Origin of the sequence: Dermacoccus sp. PAMC28757 (assembly GCF_014302635.1) — a bacterium.
In the GTDB taxonomy this organism is placed as follows: Bacteria; Actinomycetota; Actinomycetes; order Actinomycetales; family Dermatophilaceae; genus Dermacoccus; species Dermacoccus abyssi.
Map to the genome: position 1 here is coordinate 951,423 of NZ_CP060292.1, position 18,218 is coordinate 969,640.

General features: G+C 68.6%; 19 protein-coding genes. 5 read left to right on the top strand and 14 right to left on the bottom strand.

What is annotated here, in order from left to right; translation table 11 throughout:
- Nucleotides 1-143: 143 nt before the first annotated feature.
- Nucleotides 144-1,886, top strand: a complete 1,743-nt coding sequence (locus H7F30_RS04605; RefSeq protein ID WP_255464957.1) for a long-chain-acyl-CoA synthetase — start codon at nucleotides 144-146, stop codon at nucleotides 1,884-1,886.
- Here the strand turns inward: H7F30_RS04605 and H7F30_RS04610 are convergent.
- The 4 genes from H7F30_RS04610 to H7F30_RS04625 form a co-directional block, all read right to left on the bottom strand.
- Entirely contained in the window at nucleotides 1,877-3,472 is a 1,596-nt protein-coding gene (locus H7F30_RS04610) for a fatty acyl-CoA synthetase (protein ID WP_047313013.1), read from the bottom strand. The genes H7F30_RS04605 and H7F30_RS04610 overlap by 10 nt on opposite strands.
- 80 nt (nucleotides 3,473-3,552) lie before the next feature.
- Nucleotides 3,553-4,227, bottom strand: a complete 675-nt coding sequence (gene leuE / locus H7F30_RS04615; RefSeq protein ID WP_187037045.1) for a leucine efflux protein LeuE — start codon at nucleotides 4,225-4,227, stop codon at nucleotides 3,553-3,555.
- On the bottom strand, nucleotides 4,224-4,730 hold the full coding sequence (locus tag H7F30_RS04620; protein ID WP_118914264.1) for an acyl-CoA thioesterase: 507 nt from the start codon (nucleotides 4,728-4,730) through the stop codon (nucleotides 4,224-4,226). The genes leuE and H7F30_RS04620 overlap by 4 nt, the downstream gene beginning before the upstream one ends.
- 50 nt (nucleotides 4,731-4,780) lie before the next feature.
- On the bottom strand, nucleotides 4,781-5,620 hold the full coding sequence (locus tag H7F30_RS04625; protein ID WP_118914266.1) for a histidine phosphatase family protein: 840 nt from the start codon (nucleotides 5,618-5,620) through the stop codon (nucleotides 4,781-4,783).
- A 48-nt stretch (nucleotides 5,621-5,668) separates the two neighbouring features.
- Here H7F30_RS04625 and H7F30_RS04630 point away from each other — a divergent pair, with 48 nt between their 5' ends.
- Both H7F30_RS04630 and H7F30_RS04635 read left to right on the top strand, forming a co-directional pair.
- On the top strand, nucleotides 5,669-6,562 hold the full coding sequence (locus H7F30_RS04630; protein ID WP_129666930.1) for an alpha/beta fold hydrolase: 894 nt from the start codon (nucleotides 5,669-5,671) through the stop codon (nucleotides 6,560-6,562).
- A 244-nt stretch (nucleotides 6,563-6,806) separates the two neighbouring features.
- Nucleotides 6,807-7,136, top strand: coding sequence for a hypothetical protein (locus H7F30_RS04635; protein WP_187037047.1), 330 nt, complete (start codon nucleotides 6,807-6,809; stop codon nucleotides 7,134-7,136).
- A gap of 92 nt (nucleotides 7,137-7,228) precedes the next feature.
- On the opposite strand, the gene H7F30_RS04640 is transcribed toward H7F30_RS04635, so the two are convergent.
- The gene (locus tag H7F30_RS04640; protein WP_187037049.1) at nucleotides 7,229-7,966 is read right to left on the bottom strand and encodes a transglycosylase family protein; all 738 of its coding nucleotides are present in this window, start codon (nucleotides 7,964-7,966) and stop codon (nucleotides 7,229-7,231) included.
- Between the two features lie 287 nt (nucleotides 7,967-8,253).
- On the opposite strand from H7F30_RS04640, the gene H7F30_RS04645 reads away from it, so the two are divergent.
- Complete coding sequence (locus H7F30_RS04645) at nucleotides 8,254-8,970, top strand: response regulator transcription factor (RefSeq protein ID WP_187037051.1); 717 nt, start codon at nucleotides 8,254-8,256, stop codon at nucleotides 8,968-8,970.
- A 10-nt stretch (nucleotides 8,971-8,980) separates the two neighbouring features.
- Here the strand turns inward: H7F30_RS04645 and H7F30_RS04650 are convergent, their stop codons facing one another.
- The 6 genes from H7F30_RS04650 to rraA all read right to left on the bottom strand — a co-directional run bounded on the left by H7F30_RS04650 (nucleotide 8,981) and on the right by rraA (nucleotide 14,563).
- The gene (locus H7F30_RS04650) at nucleotides 8,981-9,271 is read right to left on the bottom strand and encodes a transglycosylase family protein (protein WP_187037053.1); all 291 of its coding nucleotides are present in this window, start codon (nucleotides 9,269-9,271) and stop codon (nucleotides 8,981-8,983) included.
- Between the two features lie 283 nt (nucleotides 9,272-9,554).
- Nucleotides 9,555-10,199 carry a hypothetical protein gene (locus H7F30_RS04655; RefSeq protein ID WP_187037055.1) on the bottom strand — a complete coding sequence of 215 codons (645 nt, stop codon included), beginning with the start codon at nucleotides 10,197-10,199 and terminating at the stop codon, nucleotides 9,555-9,557.
- 119 nt (nucleotides 10,200-10,318) lie between these two features.
- Entirely contained in the window at nucleotides 10,319-11,575 is a 1,257-nt protein-coding gene (locus tag H7F30_RS04660; RefSeq protein WP_187037056.1) for an acyl-CoA desaturase, read from the bottom strand.
- A 14-nt stretch (nucleotides 11,576-11,589) separates the two neighbouring features.
- Nucleotides 11,590-12,672: a ferredoxin reductase gene (locus tag H7F30_RS04665; RefSeq protein WP_129666794.1), complete on the bottom strand. Its 1,083-nt coding sequence runs from the start codon at nucleotides 12,670-12,672 to the stop codon at nucleotides 11,590-11,592.
- A gap of 88 nt (nucleotides 12,673-12,760) precedes the next feature.
- A complete protein-coding gene (locus H7F30_RS04670; protein ID WP_129666716.1) occupies nucleotides 12,761-13,966 on the bottom strand; it encodes a hypothetical protein in 1,206 nt (401 codons plus the stop codon).
- 81 nt (nucleotides 13,967-14,047) lie between these two features.
- Entirely contained in the window at nucleotides 14,048-14,563 is a 516-nt protein-coding gene (gene rraA / locus H7F30_RS04675) for a ribonuclease E activity regulator RraA (RefSeq protein ID WP_187037058.1), read from the bottom strand.
- A gap of 98 nt (nucleotides 14,564-14,661) precedes the next feature.
- Here rraA and H7F30_RS04680 point away from each other — a divergent pair, with 98 nt between their 5' ends.
- Nucleotides 14,662-15,555: a hypothetical protein gene (locus H7F30_RS04680; protein WP_187037060.1), complete on the top strand. Its 894-nt coding sequence runs from the start codon at nucleotides 14,662-14,664 to the stop codon at nucleotides 15,553-15,555.
- Between the two features lie 13 nt (nucleotides 15,556-15,568).
- Here H7F30_RS04680 and H7F30_RS04685 read toward each other — a convergent pair whose 3' ends face one another.
- The 3 genes from H7F30_RS04685 to H7F30_RS04695 all read right to left on the bottom strand — a co-directional run bounded on the left by H7F30_RS04685 (nucleotide 15,569) and on the right by H7F30_RS04695 (nucleotide 18,216).
- Nucleotides 15,569-16,300 carry an AraC family transcriptional regulator gene (locus H7F30_RS04685; RefSeq protein ID WP_047312554.1) on the bottom strand — a complete coding sequence of 244 codons (732 nt, stop codon included), beginning with the start codon at nucleotides 16,298-16,300 and terminating at the stop codon, nucleotides 15,569-15,571.
- Nucleotides 16,301-16,396: 96 nt separating this feature from the next.
- Nucleotides 16,397-17,053, bottom strand: a complete 657-nt coding sequence (locus H7F30_RS04690) for a response regulator transcription factor (RefSeq protein WP_187037062.1) — start codon at nucleotides 17,051-17,053, stop codon at nucleotides 16,397-16,399.
- The gene (locus H7F30_RS04695; protein ID WP_187037064.1) at nucleotides 17,050-18,216 is read right to left on the bottom strand and encodes a sensor histidine kinase; all 1,167 of its coding nucleotides are present in this window, start codon (nucleotides 18,214-18,216) and stop codon (nucleotides 17,050-17,052) included. Before H7F30_RS04695 ends, H7F30_RS04690 begins: the two co-directional genes overlap by 4 nt.
- Nucleotides 18,217-18,218: the final 2 nt, after the last annotated feature.

Here is an 18,218-nt window from a genome sequence, read left to right on the forward strand (position 1 = left end):
CCTCGTCCTCTGCAGTACCCGGCTATGGCAATTTCCATGAAGTTCGAGTACGCCGCTGCTTTGTTACTTCCGCGTAGGTAGGGTTTACGCCAGACCCCGACTCGAGGAACAAGGAAGTGATTTGCGTGTCGACGCGTCGCCGAGTGACTGTGCTGGACATGGCCCGCGGGATGGCCCGCATGACCCCAGAGCTGGGGCAGGTGGCTCGCAACGCCCCTGGTCTGCTCGTGCGGCGGCCGACGACGAAGTCCTCCATCGGGGCCGTCTTCCAGGATCTTGCGGGCAAGCAGCCCGAGCGCACCTTTGTCATCGCCGACGAGGGCCGCCTCACCTACGGCGAGGCCAACGAACGCGTCAACCGGTACGCGTCTGTGCTGCGCGACGCCGGGGTGAAGCGCGGGGACGTCGTGGGGCTGCTCTCCCACAACTCCATCGACATGCTGCTCGTCATGCTCGCGACGGTGAAGCTCGGCGCGGTGAGCGGCCTGCTCAACTACAACCAGCGCGGGGACGTACTCGACCACAGCCTCGGCATTCTCGACGCCCGCGTCGTCGTCCTCGAGGAGTCGCTGCGCGAGAGCCTCGAGACCGCGCCCTCCGCGGGGCAGCAGAACGTCATGACGCTCGACGAGATGCGCGCCGCCGCCGATGGTGCGCCCGCACCTGCCGCGCAGAACCCGTCCGAGTGCGCCGAGACGCGTGGCCACGAGAAGGCCTATTACATCTTCACGTCGGGCACGACGGGCATGCCCAAGGCCTCGATCATGAGCCACCACCGCTGGCTCAAGTCCTACTCCGGTCTCGGCGGTCTCGGCGTGCGCCTGCGACCGGACGACACGCTCTACTGCTGCCTCCCGCTGTACCACAACAACGCCGTGACGGTCGCGCTCGGTGCGGTGCTCAACGGCGGCGCGTCCATGGCCATTGCGGGCAAGTTCTCGGTCTCGAACTTCTGGGACGACATCGTCCGCTTCGACGCGAGCTCGTTCGTCTACATCGGTGAACTGTGCCGCTACCTGCTCGGCCAGCCCGAGCGTCCGATCGAGCGTCAGCACCGCGTGCGTGTCATCGTCGGCAACGGTCTGCGCACCGACATCTGGCGCGAGTTCCAGGAACGGTTCGGCATCGAGCGCATCGCCGAGTTCTACGGCGCCAGCGAGTGCAACATCGCGTTCATCAACGCCTACAACCTCGACGAGACCGCCGGCACGTGCCCGCTGCCGCACAAGGTCGTCCGCTACGACCCGGACACCGGCGACGCGCTGCGCAACGCGAAGGGCCGCCTCGAGCAGGTCAAGACCGGCGAAGCCGGCCTCCTACTCGCCAAGGTGACCTCCGGCCAGCCGTTCGACGGCTACACCGACGAGGGTGAGACCGAGAAGAAGCTGCTGCGTGACGGCTTCCGCAAGGGTGACTGCTGGTTCGTCACCGGCGACCTCGTGCGCCGTCAGGGCTTCCAACACGTGGCCTTCGTCGACCGCCTCGGCGACACCTTCCGCTGGAAGGGTGAGAACGTCGCGACGACCGAGGTCGAGGCTGCGCTCGAGCGCCTCCCGCAGGTGCAGGACTGTGCCGTCTATGGCGTCGAGGTTCCGGGGAGCGACGGCCGTGCGGGCATGGCTGCCGTCGTCCTGCGCGAGGACTTCGACTCCAGTGACGTGGCCGGCCGCCTCGCCGAGATGCTGCCCAAGTACGCCGTGCCATTGTTCGTGCGTGAGGTCGAGTCGCTCGAGCAGACGTCGACGTTCAAGTCGCGCAAGGTCGAACTGCGCGACGCGGGCTACGCCGGTGCGGGCGACGACCGCGTCTGGGTGCTGACGAAGGAGGGCTACGTGCCGTTCTACGAGGGCTACCCCGAGGACGTCGCCGGCGCGCGTCAGCCCTGAGGCACGTCCAGCGGCTGCGCCTGGGCGTGCTCCTGACGTAGGTCACGCTTGAGGATCTTGCCGCTCGCGTTCTTCGGTAGCGCATCGACGATGACGATGACGGTCGGGGTCTTGAAGCCCGCCAGCCGTTCGCGGCAGTAGGCGCGCAACTCCTCGACCGTCACGTCGTGGCCCTCCTTGGGCGTGACGGCAGCGGCGACGGTCTCGATCCACGTCGGGTGCGGCACACCGAACACCGCGACCTCCGCGACGGCCGGGTGGGTGTAGATGGCTTCCTCGACCTCGCGGCTCGCGACGTTCTCGCCGCCGGTCTTGATCATGTCCTTCTTGCGGTCGACGATCGTGATGTAGCCCTCGTCGTCACGCGTGCCGAGATCGCCCGAGTGGAACCAGTCGCCCTCGAAGGCTGCGGCCGTCTTCTCCTCGTCGTTCCAGTATCCCCACGTCGCGTGCGGGCTGCGGTGGACGATCTCGCCCACCTCTCCGGGGGCCACGTCGTCGCCGGCGTCGTCGATCAGGCGCGTCTCGACGTAGATCGCCGCACGACCGGCGGATCCCGGCTTGCGCAGTTGGTCCTCCGGGCCGAGGACGAGGGCGAGTGCACTCATCTCCGTCTGGCCGTAGAAATTGAACAGGTCGATGTTCGGCAGCCGCTTGCTCAGCTCCTTGACGATCTCAACCGGCATGATCGATGCGCCGTAGTACCCACGCTTGAGCGACGACAGGTCACGCGTGTCGAAATCCGGGTGACGCAGGAGCGAGATCCAGACGGTCGGCGGGCAGAACAGGCTCGTGGCGCCGTGCCGCTCGATCGCCTCGAGCAGCGCGCCCGGCTCCGGGCCGTCGAGGACGACGTTCGTCGCGCCGAGGGAGGCGTACGGCGTCAGCATGCAGTGCTGTGCGGCCACGTGGAAGAGCGGCAACGCGTGCAGGGCGACGTCGTCACGCGAGAAGCGCCCTTCGACGATGCAGCTCACGTACTGCGCAAGCAGGCTGCGGCTCGTCATGATCGTGCCCTTGGGGCGCGATTCGGTGCCGCTCGTGTACATGAGCTGCAGCGGGTCGTCGTCGGCGATGTCGACGACGGGTTCGCTCGTGTCCTCGTGGGCGAGCAGCGTGTCGCTCGCCTCCCAACCCTCGGGAGCCGCGGCGCCGATGACGACGCGTAGGCCGATGTCGGTGCTCGCCTTGCCCATGGCGCGCTCCGCCGTCCGCACGAGAGCGTCCTCGACGATGAGGCCGCGGGCGCCCGAGTGCTCGAGGATGTAGGCGACCTCGTCGGCGTTGAGCATGAAGTTGACCGGAACGCAGATGGCGCCGAGCTTGGCGAGCGCGAACGTCACGACGACGAACCCGGCGTTGTTGTGCGACAGCAGGGCGACGCGCTGGCCCTTCGTCACACCGCGTTCGGCCAAGGCGTTCGCGCACGCGTTGACACGCTCGTTCAGCTCGGCGTAGGTGTAGCTCGTGTCGCGGTGGACGAGCGCGAGCTTGTTCGGCTCACGCGCAGCGCTGCGCCGCAGCACGTCTCCGAGGGCGTTACGACGGGCGGTGGCGACGGACTCGGACACGGCGGCGCTGAACATGGCGGACCTCTCCACGGGGACGTGACCCGAGTCACATTACCGAGCGGCCTCGCCGTGCGGGCACCCACGCCGCAACCGTCTCAGAACGAGGCGGAGGCCAGCTTGATGGCGAAGAGGCAGAAGGCCGTTCCGGCGACGAGGTGAGCGCCGATCGCCAGGCCCGGGCGGCCGTTCGCGCGGTGACCCAGCCGCGCACTCACCGCGATGACGGTGGCGAGGTAGGCGGCGCTGATGCACTGCATGATGACGGCCAGCACGCCGAAGTTGCTCCACAGGTGCGGATCGTCGGGGTGGACGAACTGCACGAAGAACGCCGCGAAGAAAAGGATCGCCTTGGGGTTGAGCAGGCTCGTCGCGAGCGAACGGCGGAACGGGCAGTAGCGCGCGTCGTGCATCGTGAGCGTCGTCTCCGTCGGCTCTGCTCCTGTCGCCGCGGCAGAAGGGCGAGCTTCGCGGCGCAGGGCGATGCCCTGGCGGATGAGACCGAAACCCAGCCACGCGAGGTAGGCGCCACCTGCGAGCGTCAGGAGGCGGAAGAAGACCGACCCGCCGGCCAGCAGCGTGCCGGCGCCGAGCACGGCCAGCACCATGAGCACGCCGTCACCGATGAAGACGCCGAGAGCGGCACGCCATCCCGCGGCGCGGGAAACCTTTGCGGCCGTCGTCGCGACGAAAAGGGAGTTCGGGCCGGGCAGCAGGACGATGAGAACCGCCCCGAGCGTGAACTGTGCGAGCTGCGTCAGGGTGAGCGTCATGGACGCTCGAGCGACGCCTCGCCGGCGCCCAACTCCTGAATGGCCGAACGGCGTGCCAGGCGGTGCTCGCGACGCAGTTCGGCTGCGCGGTAGCGGCGGCGGTCCTCGTCGGTCTCCGGCACGAGTTCGGGCACGGTGCGCGGCGCTCCGTTCTCGTCGACCGCCACCATGACGAGGAAGGCCGTGGCGACGTGGACGGGTGCGGTGAGCTCGTCCCAGCGTGTCGTCTCGACGCGCACGCCCACCTCGACGGAGGTGCGGCCCGCCCAGTTGACCTGCGCCTTCACGGTAAGGAGATCACCGACGCGAACCGGCGCGAGGAACACCATCTCGTCCATCGCGGCCGTCACGGCGGGACCGCCGCTGAACCGGGCCGCCGTGGAGCCGGCGGCCTCGTCGACGAACTTCATGACGTTGCCGCCGTGCACCGTTCCGAGAAGATTCGTCTGCTGCGTCCCCATCATCTGGGTGAGCTGGAGCTGGGTCGTCGACGGTGCGGTCATGCCGCCATTGTCGCGCACCCGAACCTGGGCTCGGACAGGGCGTTCACCGCTCAGCGGTTCGTCACGAGATCCGGGCCGTCGAGGTGGGTGAACTCGTTGAACGTGAGCACGTGTGGGCCGTGACGGTCGATCGTGATGCGGGTGACGCCGGTGTTGACCGCCGCGAGGGTGAACTGCTTCCACGCGTCGAGGCTGTCGGCCGCGGCGAGGTGCGCCATCGTCCAGCACACCGGACCCGCCGACGTCACGACGACGACGTGCTCTTCGGTGCCGTCGACGATCGAGCCGAGAGCATCGTTGATGCGCGTCGCGAACTCGGTGAAGCTCTCCGGGTAGTCGTGGTCGAAGTCGCCGCTGCTCCAGCGGTCGACGGCCTTGGCGAAGGTGTCCTCGAAGGCGATGCGGGGGCGCAGCGTGCGCACCATGTCGGCCTTGAGCACGAGCATGTTCTTGTACGCCGGCTTGTAGGCCGTGAGCAGTGCGCGGTGGTCGAGCTCGTTCCACCGCTCGTCGAGGCGCCGACGAAGAACGGGCGGGGCGTGCGTGACGCTGATGTCGGCACCGAGGTCGGGAACGTCCGTCGTGGCGGACTTGGCCCTGTCGGCTTTGTCCTTCTTGGTCTTGTCACCCTTGGCCGATGCTTCGGCCGTCTCGGTGTCGTCCGTGACGTCGGTGAGCGTCCACCCTGCGCCGGCGGCGATCTCCGCGAGCGTCTGGCGATGCCTCTTCATGGATCCGCTCACGAGCAGGGACGGCGTGATGCCGCGGCGGGCGAAGTCCTTGCCGAGCAGGTAGGCCTGCTCGTGCCCGGCCTCGGAGAGGTTGTCGTAGTCGGACTTGCCGAACGACGCCTGCCCGTGGCGCACGAGCCACAACGAACGCGTTTCCATGACCCAATCTTGTCTCATGCCATGTGACTCGTCGGTAATGTTCGGCGAGTGAAGCTGGAATGGGCGCCCGGAGAGCACGTCGAGGTTACGTTCACCCCCGCCGAGGACGAGGCCGCACCGCTGCTCGTCGTCTGGCCGGCGTTCGGAACGCCCGCTCGCTTCTACCGTCATCTGGCGCCGGCGCTTGCCGCCGCGGGCCTCGCGAACGTCGTTGTCGAGTACCCGGGCCGGGAGACTCCGCGCGGCGTCGGGCGTCATTCCTCCTACGGGTACGACGCGCTCGCGACGAAGGTTCACGAAGCAGTGATGACGTACGCGCACCGGGAGCGCCCCGAGGCACCCGTCTACATCCTCGGTCACAGCCTGGGAGCCCACATCGCACTGTTCGCAGCGGCGATGCACGCCGGCGACGACGCCACCCGGGCCGGCTTCTCGCCGCGTGGCCTCGCCCTGGTCGCGACGGGCAGCCCCTACTGGCGAGGCTTCGAGCGCAACGGGTTCCTGCGCTCCTACCTGGGCACGGGTTTCATGGCGTTCGTGGCGCGCACCGTGGGGTACTGGCCCGGCGACCGACTCAAGTTCTGGGGGCGCCAGTCGGGCGTTCTCGTCGCGGATTGGGCCCGGCTGGCCCGAACGGGGCACGTGCGGCCCAAGGGCGCCGAGCGCAGCTACGACGATGCCCTCGCCGCCTACACCGGTGACGTGCTGGCCATCTCGTTGCCCGAGGACCCACTCGCGCCCGTCACGGCGCTCGAGGAATTGTTGAAACTCGTGCCGCGAGCCCGGGTGACGCGCCGTCACGCCGCCATCCGCGTCGGGCACATCCAGTGGGTGCGCCGCCACGAGGAGATCGTCGGACTCATCGCCGAGTGGGTGCGCACCCAGGAAGCCGAGCAGAGTCCGAACGCTCGGGCAACGACGGGCGTCGACGCGCAGGTCTGAACCGCGTCGCCCGATCCGCCATTCGCGCGGTCTTGTCCTCGCCGGAGTCAAGGATTCGAACGACCCGTGCTCGATGCGTGGTCAGAAATGGAATTCAGACTCGAAGAGCGGTGGTTCGTCATCTCGGATCCGGGCGGCGAGCCGTGGGCTCTCATACGGCAACTCCCGAACAGCAACATCGAGCGCTACCTGCCCGGGCGCGGTGTGTGGGTGCCTCGTCAGGAGATGGCCGATTACCTGTTCGGTGAGCCCGGAGCGCCAGGTACTGCCGGAGAACTGGGAACTCGCGAAGAAGATTTCCACGCTGGTCGACGGTGTGGATCCCGACGCCGAGCCGAGCGAGAGCCCCGCGCCGGCGCCGCAGTCGAACCTCGCCCCCGAGTTCGTCGACGAGCGCGGGAGCGCGACCTCAGGTGGAAAGGTCCATCCGAACGCGCAGTCGCTCGGGGAGATGGAGTCGGGGCCGCAGTCCGCGGACGAGGGCGGATTCAGCGAGGAGTACATGCGTGTCATCAGCGGGGACATGACGCACGAGGAGTACACCGAGTGGTACGAGTCGACGCGTCGAGACTGACGCGCGTCCCCGCCTGACGCGGCGGGTCCCGCCGACCCGCGTCCTGCCCTCGGGGGCGAGCAGGGGCGCGAGCCGGCGGGGGCCGGTGAACGTCAGGCAGCGGCCTGTTCCGGGGCGTGAGCTGCCTTCGGCGACAGCGTGTTCGACGCCTTCTTCGCCGGCTTTGGCGTGTTCGGCTTCGCGTGGTGCTTGCCACCGTGCGCGTGCGGCGCGTGCTTGTTCGCGTCCTTGCCGTGCGGCTTCGCAGCCTTCTTCGCGGGGGCGTGGGCGTGCTTGGCCCCCGGCTTCTGGGCCTTCGGGGCGTGCGGCTTCGCGGCCTTGCCCGTTTGCGTCGTCGGCGAGGTGGACGACGTGGAGGAGGCCGCGGTCGTGCCCGTGGTCGCAGCGGTCGATGCGCTGGAGGCCGCAGTGGTGTTCGCGCTCGCGGTCGTGCTCGTCGACGACGTGGTCGGCGCGCTCGTCATGCTCGACCAGCAACTGCTGCTCGCGGCCCAGGGCGAGGTGCCCATCTGGGCGTAGAGCTCCTGAGCCGCAGCGTCCTGCACGGAGGCAGGCGCCGACGCGGCCGTCGAGTAGCCGGACGCGGCCGAGAGGCTGCGCCACGTCGAGTCGAGGAATTGGTAGGCGCCGGACGCGCCGCTCGAGGCGTTCACGGCCTGGTAGTTGCCGCCGCTCTCGCAGTACTTGATCTTGGCGAGCGTGGAACTCGCGGACGACGTGGTGGCGGCGTTCGCGGTGCCGGCGAGGCCGGCTCCGGTTGCACCGAGCAGGGCGATACCACCGGAGACCGTCATGGCTCGAACTCGCATGGGCTTCTTCATGGGGGACATCTGGTGTTCCTTTCATCGGTTGACGTCATCAACCGTGACGAGGCTTCGTTGCCCCCGCCTGACGTCCGGATGTCGCCGCCGACACGCTGTGTGCCTTCTGTGAGCAGCCGCGAGGCAGCGGGAGTGTGGCCGAAGTGGAGATGAAACCCGTTGATCCGCAGTGATTTACGTGGGAAGGGCGCCGTCCGAGTGACGCCTTCGCAGCCCCGCCTCGCCGCCCGACGGCGCCCCTCAGCACGGCGACCGTTCTTATCGAACTCAAAGCCGTGCTCCCTACGTTCTGCGGCATGAAAGCACTCATCGTGGACGAAGGCGGCCGTGTGGCCGAACGACTGCATCCAGCCCTCGAGCAGGAGGGGTACGTCGTCGAGTCGGCGCGGGCGCGGGGCGAGGCGTTGTGGCTGGCGGGCGAGTCCGACGTCGACGTGGTCGTCGTCTGCTCCTCACGCCCGGGAGTTCACGACGTGCCCACGATTGCGGCGCTGCGCGAGGAGGGCGAGAGTGCGCCGATTCTCGTCATGGCTCGCCGCGGCAGCAGCAACGAGACGGTCGCGGCCCTCGATTCCGGCGCCGACGATGTCGTCGTCTCACCCGTGCCATTCGCGGAGGTGGCGGCACGCCTGCGAGCTCTGACGCGCCGCCCGCCGACGCTTCTGCCGGACGACCTCACCCTGGGCGACCTTCGCCTCGATCGCGCGGCACGCTGTGCCGTCCGCGAGGATAAGGGTGAGCCCGTGACGATCGCGCTGTCGGCGCGTGAGTTCGCCTTGCTCGAACTCCTCATGCGTCATCCCGGCCAGGTCATCTCGCGCGCTCGGATCGCCGATCACGTATGGGGCGCGGGCCACGAAGCGGGCTCCAACGTCGTCGACCAGGTCGTCAGTCACCTGCGTGCGAAGCTCGACCGTCCCTTCGGGCGTCGCGACATCGTCACGGTGCGTGGCGCGGGATACCGCATGACGAACGGCGCCCATCCCGCATCGGGGATGAGCGCCGCATCGTGAAGCGAGGGCTTTACTTGGCCCAGCAGCTGCTGCTGGCAGCCCAGGGCGAGGTGCCCATCTCGTTGTAGAGCTCGAGAGCAGCGGCGTCCTGCACCGAGGCCGGCGCGTACTTGGCCCGGGAGTACCCGGCCGAGGCGTCGAGGCTCTGCCACGTGGTGTCGAGGAACTGGTAGGCGCCCGAGGCGGTGCTCGTCGGGTTCTGTGCCTGGTAGTAGTTGGAGCTCTCGCAGAACTTGATGGCGTCAAGCGTCGGCTTGGCCTGGCTCCACGTAGCGGCGTTCGCGCCGCTCGCGAGACCCATGCCCGCCGTGCCGAGGAGGGCAAGGCCTCCGGCGACTCCGGCTGCGCTGACGAAGATTTCGGCTCGAGTGGAACATGCGTCACCTCTCGTGTCGACGATGGGGGTGGAAGGGCACGTTCGCCCTCCCGGCTGATCTTCCTTCTTAACAAGGGCGCGGGGCGTGATGCAAAGGCAACTGCTACCGAACAGCCACCACACCCCGTGAGAAACCCGCCCTGGCGCGGCAAACACAAGGTGGCGCCCGGCCGAAGCCGGACGCCACTTGCTCGCGTGGAGCAACCGATCAGCGCATCGCGCGACGACGTCGGGCGACGAGGACGACGCCGGCACCTGCGATGAGCGCTGCCACGGAGCCCGTGGCGGTCAGGGCGGTGGTGTTGGACGACTGCGTGACGACGCGGTCGGTCTGGACAATGGGGCCGGCGGCCGGCGGGGCCGTCTCGGCGGGCTGCGACGGGGTGGCACCGGGAACGCTCGGCATCTCCCCTTCCATGCCGATGAGCTTGGTGAACCAGGCCTCCCACTCGGCTTCGGAAGCGTCCATGGAGGGCAGAGCCGGCAGACCGAACATCTTCGCGACCTTGTTCGCCCACGCCTCGAACTCGGCGTCGGAGGCGTTCATGGCGGGCAGGGCCGGCAGGCCGAACATCTTCACGACAGCGTTGACGAAGGCGTAAGCCTCGGCCTCGGTGGCGTCGGCGCCCGGGAAGGCCGGCAGACCCATGGTCTTGACGGCCTGCGTCAACCACGCCTCGATCTCGGCGTCCGTGGCGTTCTCACCCGGGAACGGGGGAAGCTTCGTGGCGGCCTGGGCGACGGCCGGAGGCACCGTGGGCGTCGGCGTCGGAGCAGCGACGGCGGGGGCGGCGAAGGAGAGGGCGACAGCAGCGGTGCCGAGGCCCGCGAGCGCACGGGTCTTGAGCGACATGGGAGTCAACTTTCGTCGGGGCCCATATCGTTCCGATCGGAGCATGCGGGCGTGATACAGGTCATTATGCGGTACGCCACAGGAATTGTGCGATTCCTGTGGCGCGCCGATCGGGGAAATCAGGCAGCCCGGTAGGCGGCCCACTCCTCGCGGGTCGGCACGGCGAGCACGCAGATGTTCTTCCACGTCGAACCGAGCTGACGGCCGAAGCGTCCGGTGTTGTAGGGAAGCCCGTAGCGGCGGCAGATGTCGCGCACCTTCGGGGCCACCTCGATGTAGCGGTTGCTCGGCAAGTCCGGGAAGAGGTGGTGCTCGATCTGGTGGCTGAGGTTGCCGGTGAGGGTGTGGAAGACGCGGGTGCCGTCGATGTTGGCCGAGCCGAGCATCTGACGCACGTACCAGTCACCGCGCGTCTCTCCGTCGATCATCTCCTCCTCGAAGGTGTCGACGCCGTCGGGGAAGTGCCCGCAGAAGATGACCGAGTGCGCCCACACGTTGCGCAGCGCGTTGGCGGCCACCGTGCCCCCGAGGGCACGTGCGGCGATCGACGCGAACCGTGCGGGGCGTCCGAACGCCTTGCCGACGACGGCGCCGACCGCTGCTGCCGCGAGCGGCGTCGCGATGTAGTCCTTGAGCACCATGCCGACGGCCTTGTCGCGCAGGTCGCGCAGGTCGGACATCATCTGCTCGCGGGTCTTGTACCCGGCCTTGTACTGATCCCATTCGATGTCGTAGCTCGCGATGCCCCACTCGAACGTGGGCGCGAGCAGCGCGTTGACGAGTGGGTTGAAGACGTCGCGCGGCTTCCATGGCTGGTCGTCGGAGACACGCAGGATGTTGTAGCCCACGTCGCGGTCCTTGCCGATGACGTTGGTCCACGTGTGGTGCAGGTCGTTGTGCGTGTGTTGCCAGCCCTTGGCCGGCGCCACGAAATCCCACTCCCACGTCGTGGAGTGGATGTCGGGGTCGCGCATCCAATCCCACTGCCCGTGCAGGATGTTGTGCCCGAGTTCCATGTTGTCGAGCACCTTGCCGAGCGCGATGAGCCCGACGCCCGCGCTCCACGCGATACGGCTGCGCGCACCGATCATGGCGACTCGGCCGGCGAGCTCTGTGACGCGCTGGATCTTGACCATCTTCTTGATGTAGGCCGCGTCCTTGGCGCCGCGCTGGGCGAGAACCTCGTCACGGATGGCGTCGAGTTCGGCGCCCAGGCGCTCGACGTCCTCGTCGGACAGGTGCGCCGCCGTCGGCGGGCGGACGGCGACGTGGCCGCTCGTGGGCAGAACGCCGGTACGACGTTCGGGGTTCGCCGCGGCGCGACCCGTTTTGCGGTCGAACGCCCCGGCCTTGGGCTGGGTGGTCGTGGCAGTCATGACAACTCCTGAACTTACGCGTCGAGGTGCACAGGCCCAACGGCTGCGCTGATGCAGGTCTGGATGAGTTCACCTTCGTCGGAACACAGTTCGCCCGAAGCAAGGTTACGGACGGTGCCGCTGACGAGCGGCGTGAGGCACGTGCGGCAGATGCCCATGCGGCACCCGGAGGGAAGCAGGACGCCGGCGTCCTCGCCGACCTCGAGGAGGGAGGTGTTGCCCTCCGCCGTGGCTTCCTTGTCGGACTTCTCGAACGTGACGAGCCCGCCACGCGCGTTGGGGTCGGCGAACAGCGTCGGCATGAAGCGCTCGACCGTGAGCTCGTGCGGCAACTCTTCGGTGTGCCAGAGCTTCTCGGCGTCGTCGAGCATGGCTTGCGGGCCGCAGACGAACGTCTTGCGGGAGCGCCAGTCAGGGCACAGCTTGTCGAGCTCGTGCGTCGTCGCGAGATCGAGACGCCCCTCGTGTGCGGTGAAGCGGTGCACGAGCGTCAGGCTGTGGTGCTCGTCGTTCATGCGCTTCAACTCGTCGAGGAACAGCGTCTCGTCCGGCGTGCGCGAGGAGTGAACGACGACGACGTCCGCGTCGTGCCGCTTCGGCAGCAGGGTGCGCAGCATCGACATGACGGGCGTGAGGCCACTGCCGGCCGTCAGCATGAGGAGCGGACGCGGGCCGCTGGGCAGAAGGAAGTCGCCCTGCGGCGGTGCGAGGAAGAGCACATCACCGCGCTTCGTCGTGCGGACGAGGTGCGTCGACACGCGACCCACCGCGGTGACGGTGATGGCCGGGTCGTGGCCCTCGGCCGTGACGAGGGAGTAGGAGCGCCAGTTACGGGCACCGTCGATCTCGACGCCGATGCGCGCGTATTGACCGGCCTTGTGCGGATCCCACCCGCCGCCCGGCTTGAACTCGATGGTGGCGGAGTTCGGCGTCTCGTGACGTACGGCCGTGACGACGCCGCGCAGCTGGCGGCTCGAGACGAGCGGGTTGAACAACCGCGCGAACTCCTGCGGCGGTACCGGCGAGGTGAAGACCTCGGCGGCACGCCAAGCGGCCCGCCGGAAGCGGGCAGGCTGCTGCGAAGCCGAAGGAGTCACTGAACCATTGTCCAGTACGTCAGGATCAAATTCCTCCGAGGAGGGGGTAAAACGCACTGGGCTTTTCCTCCCTTGAGGACAACCGGGGTCAGCGTCCGGTGCGTGCTCGCCACTCACGCCGCGTCTCACCGGGCCGAGGCAGGTCATCGGAGGAGGCGTCGGTTTCACCCTCGCTCGCACTGTCGTCGTGGCTCTCCGAGAAGCCCGACTCAGGACCCGCAGGGGCATCGGTCGGCGGGGGAGCGCTCGACGTGCTCTGACCCTCGACGGTTTCGGGAGCCTCGGGGTCGACCTCGAATTCGGGCACCTCACGGCGGGCATCGAACTCGTCCTCGGGGGAGGCGGGGTCGCGGGTGTCACGTGAGACGCCTGCCGGCGGGCGGGAACCCGCCTCGGTGTCACCGCCCTTCCAGGCGCGGTGCTCCTCGTCGGTGCGCACGACGCCGTCCTCGCCGAGCACGAGACCCTCGGGCAGGTCTTCGTCGGCAGGCGGCAGGTCGGAGGGAATCTCGGGCTCTTCGTCGCGGAAGGTGGGGCCGACTCGCTCGTCGGGTGCCTGGTAGCTCGAGGTGTCTGCGACGCCGAACGGCGGGAACCCCGCGAGCAGTTCGACCTGACCCACGACGACGGACCCCGGCGTCGGGGCGCCTTCGAGAGGCAGCGGGGTGCACAGGTCGACCTCACCGCACACCGTGGCGATGCGCGAGACGAGGAACTCGTGGCCCGTCAGGGAGTTCTTCTGCACCTCGGCGAACTGGACGGTGCCGCTCAACGTGGCGAGCGCGTCATCCGCGTTGTCGCTCGGGAGGAAGGTCTCGATCTCCATCGTGGGCGGCCACGCGAGCCCGAACTGCTTGACCTCGGCGGGCGGTTCGCCCTCGAAGCCGGGTAGTGCGCTGCGGGGCGAGTCGAAGAAGTCCTCGGCCGTCGGGAAGAACTCGGTGTCGATACCCATGGCCACGAGCGCCACACGTCCGACGGGCGCCCAGCCGACGGTGTAGCGGTTGTTGGGCACAACCGTGAACGGGTCGAGCTCGAAGCCCGAGACATCGGTGAAGACGACCTGCGCGAGGCCGTTCTCCATCGGCGTGATGCCGCGGTACGGCGTGCGAACGGGCGTTGAGAAGCCGGGGCGCGCGTACTGCGCGTTGCGGTCGAGGAACAGCGTTGCGCCGCTGGAGTCGACCCAGAGGTTGGTGCTCGACAGCTCGTGCACCGGCTCGCCCTTCTCACGGACGATGCTCGCCAACGACGAAGGGTCGGTGAAACCGATGCACGCGACTGTGGAACTCATGGTCCAAAGGTAGGCGAGCGCCGTGCCCGGTGCCACCTATCGAGGGGCGATCAGTCGAGTCGCAGGGCGCGCCGGTCGGTGTCAGGCGATGGTGGAGAGGCGCTTCGCGTTCTCTGCTGAGGTGACCACGACGCCGTCCTCGTCGCTCCACAGGTGATCGCCCGGGGTGAACGTGGCGCCGCCGAAGCTGACGGGTACGTCCTTCTCGCCCTCGCCGGCCTTGGCCGACTTGCGCGGGTTGGTGCCGAGCGCCTTGACGCCGAGGTCGAGCTCGTCGACGGCAACGCTGTCGCGGATGGCTCCGTTGATGACGACGCCCGCCCAGCCGTTCTTCACCGCGGCCTCGGCGATCATGTCGCCCATGAGGGCGCTCTCGACGTTGGCGTCGCCGTCGACGACGAGCACCTTGCCCTCGCCGGGGGAGTTGAGGGTCTCCTTGACGATCTGGTTGTCGCGGAAGCAGCGGACCGTGACGATCGTGCCGTGGAAGCGGGCCTTGCGTCCGAAGCGGCGGAACTGCGTCGAGCACGAGTCGAGGGCGTCCTCGAGTTCGTCGTAGAGGTCAGCGGTCGTGATTCCGGCGTTCGTCTCGGACATGGGTGCCTCTCGTGTGGGTGCGGCCTGACGTGGGTACCACCCTAGAAGTCGAGCGCTCGTGATGGGGCGCAGTGCGCGCGGTCGGTCAGGATGGTGACGTGACCCACTCGTCCGACGCACAGCTGCGTGCCCAACTCTTCGCTTCCGGCGTCCCGATGTTCGTGCGGCCGAAGGACCGGCTTCGGGGGCTGTCCGGGCGTTGCGCCGCGCCCTTGCTCACCGTGCTCGTCGTCCTAGTTGCTCTTGGACACCTCGTGGGCGTGGCGGAGGGTCTCGGGTCGACGCCTGTCGAGCAGGTCGCGGGGAGCACGCAGGCCGACATCCTCGTGACCATGAGCGTTCTCGTGCTTTCGCCTGTGTGGCTCGCCGTGTTCGCCTGGGTGGCTTCCTTCCCCGAACGGCTCGTCCTCGTGATCCTTGTTGTGCTCGCCGCCTACGTCGGAGCCGGCGCCGTCGGCCTGTGGGCCCTGCGATGCGTGGGGCGCGAGCTCGGCACCCTCGGAACGATGGTCGGACGCGTCCTTCCGGTGATGACGCTCACGACGCTCTTCATGTTCTTCAACGCCGAGGTGTGGCAGGTCGTCCGCCACCTCTCGATGGGCAGGACGTGGCTGTTGGCGCTCGTCGTCAACGGATTGGGCGTGGTGTTCGCACTGTTCGTCTCACGCGACGTGCTCGGTGACCTTCAGGACCGTTTCGCGCGAGCCGAGCCCGGCGCCCCGCGCCTGCGTCCCGGCGAGCGAATCAACGTGCTCGTCCTCGGTTTCGTCGTGACACTCGTGCAGAACGTCCTGCTCGCTGCCGTCGTCTTCTGCTTCTTCACCGCCGTCTCCACGAGCGATGCGACGTACCGCCGAACGTTCGTCGACCCCGCCTTCGAGGAGGTCGAGGAGGCCCTGCGGGTGCGTCACGCCTATCTCGCGACGGGTCGCGACGACAACCCCGGCGCCCCCGACAACCCGGACAACATGGCCGAGAACTCGGCGTCGTGACGCCCGTTCGGCGTCACATGGACTTGCGGTAACGGCCCGGCGGGATGCCGACGAGGCGGGTGAACGTACGGCTGAACCCCGCCTGGTCGGCGTAGCCGCAGAGGTCGGCGATCTGGGCGAGCGGCATGTCGGAGCCGGTGAGCAGCCCGCGGGCCACGTCGATGCGCGTCGAGAGGATGAGTTGGCCGGGCGAACGCCCGAACACCCGACGGCAGCGGCGTTCGAGGGTGTCGACCGAGCACCCCGCCACGCGGGCGAGATCCTGGGACGTGACGTTCTCGCCGAGATGGGCGCGGATGTGCGCGACGACGGCGCCGAGCGACGTCATCGTCCGGTCGTCCGCCGCACCCTCCCCGACGTCCTGCGACATGCTGACGACGCCCGTCACCCGCCCGTCCTCGTCACGCAGCGGCACCTTGGCGGTGACGTGCCAGCGGAACGGGCCGCCCGGTGCGCGGATGAGTTCCAACTCGTTGAACAGGGGGCGTCCGCTCGAGTGGACGCGGGCGTCCTGCTCCTCGTAGCGGTCGGCGAGTTCGGCGACGAACAGTTCACCGGCCCGGCGCCCGAGCACCTCGGCGCGGGAGCGCTTGTTCGTGCGTTTGACGAAGGTGGGGTTGACCGCGATGTAACGGCCGTCGGCGCCCTTGACGCAGAACATCGTGCCGGGAAGGTGGTCGACGAGTTCGAGCACCGCGGGCCCCAGAGCGCCTGCGAGGGCGCTGAGTTCGGGGCCGTCGGGCATGGATCAAGAATACGGGTGCTTCAGCCCGGGATTTTGTAGACGTTCCGCGCTGTATACGACGCCGAATGTCTACAGAATCACCCGGACGCGACGCGCTCAGGGGACGAGGCCGGCGCGGCGGGCCGCAATGGCGGCCTGAACCCGGGTGGTGCACCCCAGCTTCGTCAGGATGCGCGAGACGTGGGTCTTCACCGTCGACTCGGCGATGAAGAGCGACGACGCGATGTCGGCGTTCGACAATCCCTCGCCCAGCGCTGCGAGGATCTCGCGCTCGCGGTCGGTGAGATCGCTTGGCAATGTTGATCGTTCGTCAACTGTAGGCGGGCGCTCGGTCGCGACGAAACCCGTGATGACGCGGCGCGTCACCTCAGGCGAGAGCACGGCTTCACCGGCGGCGACGCGACGCACCGCGTCGGCGAGAGGGCCGGCGTCGATCGTCTTGACGAGATAGCCGTCGGCGCCGGCGCCGAGGGCTCCGACGACGTACTCGTCGATCTCGAAACTCGTGAGCACGAGAACGCGTGACCAACCGTTCGCGACGATCTCGCGGGTCGCCGCGATGCCGTCCGTGCCCGGCATTCGCACGTCCATGAGCGTGACGTCGGGGCGCAGGCTGCGCGCCTGCGCGATGGCGACGGCGCCGTCGCGCGCCTCGCCGACGACCTCGATGTCGTCGCATCCGTCGAGGATGAGGCGCAGCCCGGAGCGGATCGCCGTGTGGTCGTCGGCGAGCAGGACGCGAATGTCGGTCATGCCACCACCTCACCAGAGTCGAGCGGAATGACGGCGTGAACGCGCCACCCTCCGTCGTGCGGACCGGCCTCGAAAACGCCGCCGAGCGAAGTGACACGCTCCGACATCGACGTGAGGCCGTACCCGCCGTCGCTCCTCGGACCGACTCCACACGGCGAGTCGACGGTAATGGTGAGGTCGCCGTCACGCGTCACGACGAGCTCGGCTTGCCCTCCGGGGCAGTGACGCTCGACGTTGGTCAGCGACTCCTGGACGACCCGGTAGGCCGCGTGCGCGACCTGGGGTGGCAGATCGCCGAGAAGTGCCGGCTCGTACCGGGCATCGATCTCGAGGCCGCGACCGCGGGCTGCGTCCACCGCATCCTCGAGGTTCGACGGTGGCGTCGACGGGCCGCCGTCAGGCCGCAGAACGGCGAGCATCGAGCGCAGTTCGCCCATGGCCTGCTTCGACGTCGTCCGGACCACCTGCAGAGCCTGCGGTGCGACCTCCGGATTCGCGAGGCCCGCCTCGGCGTGGATCGTGATGGCCGCGAGGTTGCCCGACAGTGCGTCGTGAATCTCGCCGGCCATCGCCTCGCGCTCGCCTCGACGGGCCTGCTCCTCGCGAAGCGCCGCCATGCGCGCCAGATCCTCGGCGCGAGCTCGTTCGGCCTCGACGAGGTCGGCCTGCTGCTTCGCCGACTCGCCCCACCAGTACGACGTGCCGAGGACCGCGAAGACAGTGAGCGCCGCCATGATGGCGACGCGTAGGTCGCGGGTCGCCACGAGCGTCAGCACACCGACGGCTGCGATGACGGCGACGATGACGTGGGCGAGGCGGTCGGCGATCCGGCCTCGTCCGTAACGCCCGGCCGCGTGGACGAGTTCGATGAACACGAGCAACGACGCGAGGCTCCCGCCGAAGAACCCCTCGGCGACGAAGACGAGAACGCCGACGCCGAGCGCGGTGAGCGGGCGCCCACGCCGAACGGCCATGAGCGCACAGAGCACCGCGAGGGGTGCGAGATGCCACCACCGTTCGAGTGTCCACGGCGTGTCCGTCCACGTCTCGACAAGACCGATCGGCACGAGGGCGACACCCAGCGCGAACATGCCGAATGCGCCGCGCAGGTCACGGCTCGTCACGGGAGCTGATGCAGGTTCGGCGGGGGCCACGTCAGTCATTG